The sequence below is a fragment of the Trichocoleus sp. DQ-U1 genome, from assembly GCF_039961925.1.
GTDB lineage: Bacteria > Cyanobacteriota > Cyanobacteriia > Cyanobacteriales > FACHB-T130 > FACHB-T130.
This window is the reverse complement of record NZ_JAMPKB010000052.1, coordinates 34813-41443: the sequence shown is the minus strand read 5'-3', so window position 1 is coordinate 41443 and position 6631 is coordinate 34813. Positions and strand designations below refer to the sequence as shown.

General features: G+C 48.0%; 9 protein-coding genes and 1 pseudogene. 6 read left to right on the top strand and 4 right to left on the bottom strand.

The window, feature by feature from the left end; translation table 11 throughout:
* The coding region (locus tag NDI34_RS19690) for a photosystem II protein D1 (RefSeq protein ID WP_348232938.1) at positions 1–112 on the top strand (112 nt) is incomplete at its 5' end.
* Between the two features lie 141 nt (positions 113–253).
* Entirely contained in the window at positions 254–865 is a 612-nt protein-coding gene (gene recR / locus NDI34_RS19685) for a recombination mediator RecR (RefSeq protein WP_190411240.1), read from the top strand.
* A 184-nt stretch (positions 866–1049) separates the two neighbouring features.
* On the opposite strand, the gene NDI34_RS19680 is transcribed toward recR, so the two are convergent.
* The 3 genes and pseudogenes from NDI34_RS19680 to NDI34_RS19670 all read right to left on the bottom strand — a co-directional run bounded on the left by NDI34_RS19680 (position 1050) and on the right by NDI34_RS19670 (position 2863).
* Positions 1050–1622, bottom strand: a complete 573-nt coding sequence (locus NDI34_RS19680; RefSeq protein WP_347276231.1) for a response regulator — start codon at positions 1620–1622, stop codon at positions 1050–1052.
* Between the two features lie 90 nt (positions 1623–1712).
* Positions 1713–2099, bottom strand: a pseudogene (locus tag NDI34_RS19675) (response regulator); the annotation flags it as partial.
* Positions 2100–2245: 146 nt separating this feature from the next.
* The gene (locus tag NDI34_RS19670) at positions 2246–2863 is read right to left on the bottom strand and encodes a response regulator (RefSeq protein ID WP_348233577.1); all 618 of its coding nucleotides are present in this window, start codon (positions 2861–2863) and stop codon (positions 2246–2248) included.
* A 755-nt stretch (positions 2864–3618) separates the two neighbouring features.
* Here NDI34_RS19670 and lipA point away from each other — a divergent pair.
* Together lipA and NDI34_RS19660 are read left to right on the top strand one after the other, a co-directional pair.
* Positions 3619–4551: a lipoyl synthase gene (gene lipA, locus NDI34_RS19665; protein WP_348233576.1), complete on the top strand. Its 933-nt coding sequence runs from the start codon at positions 3619–3621 to the stop codon at positions 4549–4551.
* Between the two features lie 183 nt (positions 4552–4734).
* Positions 4735–4878, top strand: a complete 144-nt coding sequence (locus tag NDI34_RS19660; RefSeq protein WP_190411226.1) for a photosystem I protein PsaX — start codon at positions 4735–4737, stop codon at positions 4876–4878.
* 121 nt (positions 4879–4999) lie between these two features.
* Here the strand turns inward: NDI34_RS19660 and NDI34_RS19655 are convergent, their stop codons facing one another.
* Positions 5000–5866 (bottom strand): branched-chain amino acid ABC transporter permease, encoded by an 867-nt coding sequence (locus tag NDI34_RS19655; protein ID WP_348233575.1) that lies wholly within the window; start codon positions 5864–5866, stop codon positions 5000–5002.
* 68 nt (positions 5867–5934) lie between these two features.
* On the opposite strand from NDI34_RS19655, the gene NDI34_RS19650 reads away from it, so the two are divergent.
* Together NDI34_RS19650 and NDI34_RS19645 are read left to right on the top strand one after the other, a co-directional pair.
* Positions 5935–6129 carry a heavy-metal-associated domain-containing protein gene (locus NDI34_RS19650; protein ID WP_190411224.1) on the top strand — a complete coding sequence of 65 codons (195 nt, stop codon included), beginning with the start codon at positions 5935–5937 and terminating at the stop codon, positions 6127–6129.
* Positions 6130–6164: 35 nt separating this feature from the next.
* On the top strand, positions 6165–6614 hold the full coding sequence (locus NDI34_RS19645; RefSeq protein WP_348233574.1) for a hypothetical protein: 450 nt from the start codon (positions 6165–6167) through the stop codon (positions 6612–6614).
* Positions 6615–6631 lie beyond the last annotated feature (17 nt).

Sequence of the window (6631 nt, the reverse complement as noted above, 5' to 3'; positions counted from 1 at the left end):
CAACCTGGGTATGGAAGTAATGCACGAGCGCAACGCTCACAACTTCCCCCTCGACTTGGCAGCTGGTGAGTCCACCCCAGTGGCTCTGATGGCTCCCAGCATCAATGGCTAATCGCTAGAGACAAGATATATCGCGTCTCTACATCAAAAGCGCCTCCCGCAAGGGGGCGCTTTTTTATTGGGAACCACAGATAGAGCCAGATTGTATCAATCCAATCTATCGGGGGTTTAGGATAAATATGGAAGCATACAGATTGGAGATAGGACAACGGTTTACACACGTCCCTTAGCTCGTCTCATCGAGCAACTGCAACGGTTGCCAGGAGTTGGCCCGAAAACTGCACAACGTCTGGCACTGCATATTATTAAGCGATCGCCCGAAGAAGTAGAAACACTGGCTCAAGCTTTAGTTGAGGCGAAAAAGCAAGTGGGTTTATGTCAGGTGTGCTTTCACCTCTCGGCTGAACCTGTCTGCGATATTTGCCGTAACTCTAACCGCGACAACAGCACCCTCTGTGTGGTGGAAGATTCCCGTGATGTGATTGCGCTGGAAAAAACTCGCGAATATAGCGGCAAGTATCACGTCTTGGGAGGCATCATTTCACCGATGGATGGAATTGGCCCCGACCAACTAAATATTCAACCGCTGGTGCGGCGAGTCAGCCAGCAAAAAATTAAAGAAGTGATTTTGGCAATTAGTCCTAGTGTGGAGGGTGAGACAACCACCCTGTACGTCGGTCAATTACTAAAGCCGTTTACCAAGGTGACGCGGATTGCTTTTGGTTTACCGATGGGCGGTGATTTAGAGTATGCCGATGAGGTGACACTAGCACGAGCCTTAGAAGGGCGCAGAGAGTTGGATTAAGCGAGTAGAACCCTAGAATTGCTAGATCCCTCTTCTGTCAAACTGGGGTGAAAGCTTGATTTCTCGCGGGCTGTAATACCGTAAATTCATCGAATTCTCTCAAAATGACACAAGAGGGAGATTAGTAATGAGTCATTAGCAGCCAGTAGATAATCTGGGTATTCTAGTCACTTAAATAGGGCTTCTAACTCAACTTTTGCTTAACGAAAGCCATCATCTGAGCCAATTGTTTTTTCAGTGCCGGAATTTCAGCGACTTGTTCCTTCAATCCCTTAATTTCAGCCTGCATTGCCGCCATTTTTTCATTTAATGCCTTAATTTCAGCAGATGCATCTGTAGAGTCAGCAACGGCTGCGGTTGTCTGAGCAGAAGGTGTTCCAGCTTGTGGGCGTGGCAATTTGGCTTTAGCGATCGCTGACTGGATTGCCTGATTTAAGTGCTTCTCATTGAAGGGCTTCTCTAGGAATTCAAAATACTCAAACGGTTCTGAAAGTTTCTCCATCACTTCCGCTTTCCGCCCAGAGATGACCACTAAAGGAATCATCTGGAGTTCGGGCGAAGCTTGAAGTTGCCCAAAAACCTCCCAACCGCTCATGCGAGGCAGAATCCAATCCAAAATAATGACATTCGGATGCTCTTGACGGATGAGATTAAGTCCCTCTTCCCCATCTTTTGCTTCTAAAACTTGAAAGTTGCCCGGAGGCAACATTTCTGGCAATGAAGCCCGAATGACTTTAGCATCATCAACAATTAGGATTTTTTGAGTTGCTCCCGCTTTCTGAACGTCGGGAGGCGTTGGGGTTCCTTTAGCGGCTGGTGCTGTTTGGGTACCAGCCGCAGCCGCTTGCCGCCGGGGCAGTTTCGCCTTAGCCATTGCTGATTTCATCGCCTGAATCAGCGTCTTCTGCTCCAACGGCTTGGCAACAAATTCAAAATACTCAAACGGTTCTGGAATTTTGTGTGTAACTTCTTCTTTACGCCCTGATGTCACCACTAAAGGAATCTTTTGGAGTTCCGGAGAGACTTGAATTTGTTGAAAGACTTCCCAGCTACTAGGTTGAGATGACAGAAAATCCAGCACGATTAAATTGGGGCGTTCTTTTCGGATTAAATTCAGTCCTTCTTGAGAGTCTTTTGCTTCGAGAACTTCAAAGTTACTCTGGGGCAATAGCTTGCGGACTAGACTCCGACTGGTGCTGCTGTCATCGATAACCAGGATCTTGTTACTTGGCATAACTAACTCCTAGGAGTGGTGACTGAGGACATTCCATGAAACAAGAAACTCAACCGTAAGAACGCCCCGATTACGAGTCAAATGAGCTGGAAGATTGAATGGGGACAGGATCTAAATGCTGAGGTGTATTCTATAAATGCTAGCGATTACTTCAGCTTTTGTTTAATGAATGTCACAATTTGAGCTAGCTGTTTCTTCAAGCCATCAACCTCACTAGGCATCGCTGCCATTGGAGCCACCTGTTTCTTCAAGGCATCAATCTCAGCTTGCATCTTGGCAATCTTGGCATTTAACTGCTGAATGTCTGCTGACGCAACCCCTGTGTCTGGTGGGACTGTATCCTTAGCGACGACTGCCGGCGGTGCTGACGGTACTACCACCGGGCGGTTTCTTGCTTTTGCCATCGCTGTTTTGATAGCGGCAATCAGTTGCTTCTGGTCAAAGGGCTTGGGTATGAATTCAAAATATTCAAAAGGTTCTGAGATTTTCTCTGTCACCTCTTCTTTCCGACCAGACATTAAAACGAGAGGAATTGACTGAAGTTCGGGCTTACTTTGAATCTGCTGAAACACCTCCCACCCGCTCATTTTGGGCAAGAGAAAATCTAACATAATCAAGTTCGGGTGTGACTGGTAGATCAGATTCATGCCTTCCAGACCGTCTTTTGCTTCTAAAATTTCAAAGTTACCCGGTGGTAACATATCTCGTACTGTATTTCTGATCACTCGACTGTCATCAATCACCAGAATTTTGTGACCTGCCACGACTGACTCCTTAGGGGTAATTTAAAGAAAAACTAAAGTTGATTTGAGCCGACTGCTGCCTTGTCGCTAATTTCAGCAAGATGAGCGGCTAGCAGAAAACTGCCTCGCGTTCATACCAATCAGGATAATTTGGAATGTGTAGTACAAGTGTGTCTGCGCTACAGAACTATGATTTCTATACCCGATTACGGTAAACCAACGCTAGCGCCGTAATGGGGATTCTCATGAGTGCGTGGTATACAGCAACACAATGGTTTGCCTGATATCCTCACTCTTCGATCGTCTTGACATACAAAAACATAAAGCCAAAAAGCTAGCAGCGTGCCTAATTCTAGATTAATCCGGTCTGACCTGAAAGGGAAAAAAACTAAGGCAGAAGCAGAATCAGAGTTAGAGTCGAATGATTTAAGATTTGTATCATAGGACTGACGCATTGCCCGACAACGTAGGGGCTTTTTTGGGTTGTGCCTGTACTGGCTATCCTGTACTGGCTATATAGACAAAGGCGCAGGAAAGCAGGCGAGATAGTGGTTCTCACTCGATCGGAACCTCACCCCCAGCGCCTCAACCTTCACGGAGAGGGGAGAATATTGAACCAAATCCGCGAACAGAGAGGGGCTGAGGTGGGGTTAAACCGGACTGCGTTTAATAGAAAATTGCGATGAAAATTGTTGTAAGCCATTGAGTTTAGGAGTTTGGCTGCGTAAGTTCTGTATTATACGGATGCTCATTGAGCTGGTAGCCCAGAAAAAAACATGAATTTGCCTACCGAAACGAATGCTCGACAAATTCAGCCTGATGTACAAGCGTGGAGGTCAGAAATTGAGGCGCTACCGCCTTGGTTGCGACGCTCCATCGGGAAAGCAAGCGACATTTCGACGGTGCAGCGAATTATTAAGCAGCGGCAAATTCACACGATTTGCGAAGAGGGGCGCTGTCCGAACCGGGGAGAGTGTTATACCCAAAAGACAGCAACGTTTCTGCTGATGGGGCAAACTTGCACCCGTGCCTGTGCTTTTTGTCAAGTGGAGAAAGGGCACGCACCGATGCCTTTAGATCCGGAAGAACCGCAAAAGGTGGCTCAGGCGGTGCAGTTGCTTTCTTTGCGCTACGTGGTGCTGACTTCGGTGGCGAGAGATGATTTGCCGGATGGGGGGGCGAGTTGGTTTGCGGCGACGATGGCAGCGATAAGACAGATGAACCCGGAAACCCTGATTGAGGTGTTGACGCCAGATTTCTGGGGGGGTAAGGATGCGGTGGAGAAACAACGGCAACGAGTTGCAACGGTGGTTGCAGCGTCACCCGTTTGTTATAACCACAATATTGAGACGGTGGAGCGTCTGCAAGGACGGGTGCGACGAGGGGCACAGTATGTGCGATCGCTTGATGTTCTCCGGATTGTGAAAGAACTTGACTCCACAATTGCCACGAAATCCGGCTTGATGCTGGGACATGGGGAAACGGAAGCCGAAGTGATTGAGGCGATGACCGATTTGCGGGATGCTGGATGCGATCGCATTACCCTCGGTCAGTATATGCGCCCTTCGCTAGAACATCTACCAGTCCAAAAATACTGGACGCCAGAAGAATTTGAGCATCTGGGAGCGATCGCGCGGGAAATGGGCTTTGCTCACGTCCGTTCCGGTCCCCTCGTCCGCAGTTCCTACCACGCGGGAGAGAGTGCTTAAAGTCAAGAAGCCACGGGAGGAAAAAAGAATTTTTCCATTTATCGTGCATCGGGAAAGCGCCTATCAAGGTCTACGCTGCTTTCAGGAAGACTGGGGTAAATGAAAATATTTCTATCGAGCCGTGCTAATTGTGACAGCTCTTTGGTATTTCTTGATAAAGTCCAAAATTAGGAGCAAATGCTTATGACTGCACAAGCCAAGAAACCAAAAGGTTCTCTTACCCAAACGAGTAAGCCTCCCTATCCTTTCCGTACTATCGTTTCGCTGATCCTCTTAGCTGGTAACTTCCTGGTTGCAGCGATTTATTTCCACATCATCAACCCGTAATCCATCTCTAAGAAAACTGAATCTACAGTTTTGAGGTTAGGGCGAATGACAACGATGAAGGCGGAAGGGCGAAGGATGGATAGCCTGTTGATTCATCCTTCATCCTTCATCCTTCATCCTTTTATAGGGTGCCCTTGAACAAGCCTTGGGGACGGACAAGCAGAATTAAGACCATGATCAAGAGGGCAACGCCCTGCTTGTATTCAGACCCCAGGAAGGGGACGCTGAGTTCTTGGGCGATACCAATTACCAACGCACCTGCGATCGCGCCGTAGGGGTTGCCAATCCCGCCGAGAATCACCGACGCAAACATCGGCAAAATCAAAAACCAGCCCATGTTGGGGCGTATGCCCGTGATCAGCCCGTACATGGCTCCTCCCAGGGACGTAAAAACGCCGGTAATGAGCCAAGTCCAAATCACCACGCGCTCAACGTTAATGCCTGAGACGCGAGCCAGATCGATATCATCCGCAACTGCTCTCATTGCCTTCCCGATTTTGGTGTTCTGCAACAGGAAATGCAGCCCCAACATTGCGAGGACGGCTAAAACCATGACAACGATCCGGTAATAAGCTACGTTGACTCCGAAGATGTTGAGGGCGGAGGCAATTGGCAAATTGTAGCGCTGGTTGCCTCCTCCCCAAATGAAAATGATGCCATTGCGGAGAAACAAGGCAAGTCCAATCGAGATGATGATCAGGGTGGTAGGGGAGGCACGGCGTGCCCGCATTGGTTTCCAGAGCAGCTGTTCGCTCAGTAGCATCGCCGCTACTGTTCCCCCCGCCCCTAGAATCATTGACAGCCAAATATTTATCCCACTGATATTCGCTAACCAGGTAAGATACGCGCCCAAGGTCATAAAATCGCCATGAGCAAAGTTGGAAAGGCGCAAAATTCCATAAGTCAGCGTTAGACCAATCGCCGCTAGCGCAATGATGCAACCCACGGCGATGCCATTCACAATTAGTTGAGCAGTTTGGATGTCCATTTACTTGACTCTCCAGTTAACTGGAGATTTCATAATAGCGATTGAAACAATAATCCTGAATTTACACTATGACACTACAACTGAAAGTTCCCAGCATGGCTTGTTCTGCCTGTGTAGACACGATTTCTAAGGCAGTTGCCACTCTTGACCCCACCGCGAAGGTAGAGGCTGATACCAAAACCAAGCTCGTAAGTGTGGAAACACAACAGCCAGCAGACAAAGTCAGGGAAGCGATCGCGAACGCTGGATATCCTGTTGCCTAGCGATAAGATTATCGCAAAGGTTAGGGGAAATTTGGATGCAGCAGTGGAGCAGAAAATTAACACTCGTCTTCGCCGCTGGCGCTTTGGGAGGACTGGCAAATAGTCTTGCTGTTTGGCTGTTTGGAGTTCTGGGCATCACTGCTGCCTTGGGGGTGAAAATTGCGCCAGCTTTGACCCCATATTGGCTTTATCCTCGCATCGTTTGGGGCGGTTTATGGGGATTTCTCTTTGTCTTGCCTTTTCTGCGTTACCCCTCTTGGTTGCGAGGGATTGTCTTGCGAGGAATTGTCTATAGTCTTGCGCCGACACTGGCGCAATTACTGATTGTATTTTCGGTGAAAGCGAATCAAGGGCTGCTAGGGTTGAAATTGGGAGTTTTAACTCCACTGTTTATATTATTTTTTAATGCAATTTGGGGCATCGCTGCGGCTTTTTGGCTTCAGTTTATCGAAGAAAAGCGAATTTCAACAAATAGCTACGAATAAGGCGATTTTCTTTGATT

What these genes read in the sequence shown, in the direction of transcription:
- NDI34_RS19650 (WP_190411224.1), top strand. Translation starts at nt 5,935, where the DNA reads ATGACACTACAACTGAAAGTTCCCAGCATGGCTTGTTCTGCCTGTGTA.
- NDI34_RS19660 (WP_190411226.1), top strand. Translation starts at nt 4,735, where the DNA reads ATGACTGCACAAGCCAAGAAACCAAAAGGTTCTCTTACCCAAACGAGT.
- NDI34_RS19655 (WP_348233575.1), bottom strand. Translation starts at nt 5,866, where the DNA reads ATGGACATCCAAACTGCTCAACTAATTGTGAATGGCATCGCCGTGGGT.
- NDI34_RS19645 (WP_348233574.1), top strand. Translation starts at nt 6,165, where the DNA reads ATGCAGCAGTGGAGCAGAAAATTAACACTCGTCTTCGCCGCTGGCGCT.
- lipA (WP_348233576.1), top strand. Translation starts at nt 3,619, where the DNA reads ATGAATTTGCCTACCGAAACGAATGCTCGACAAATTCAGCCTGATGTA.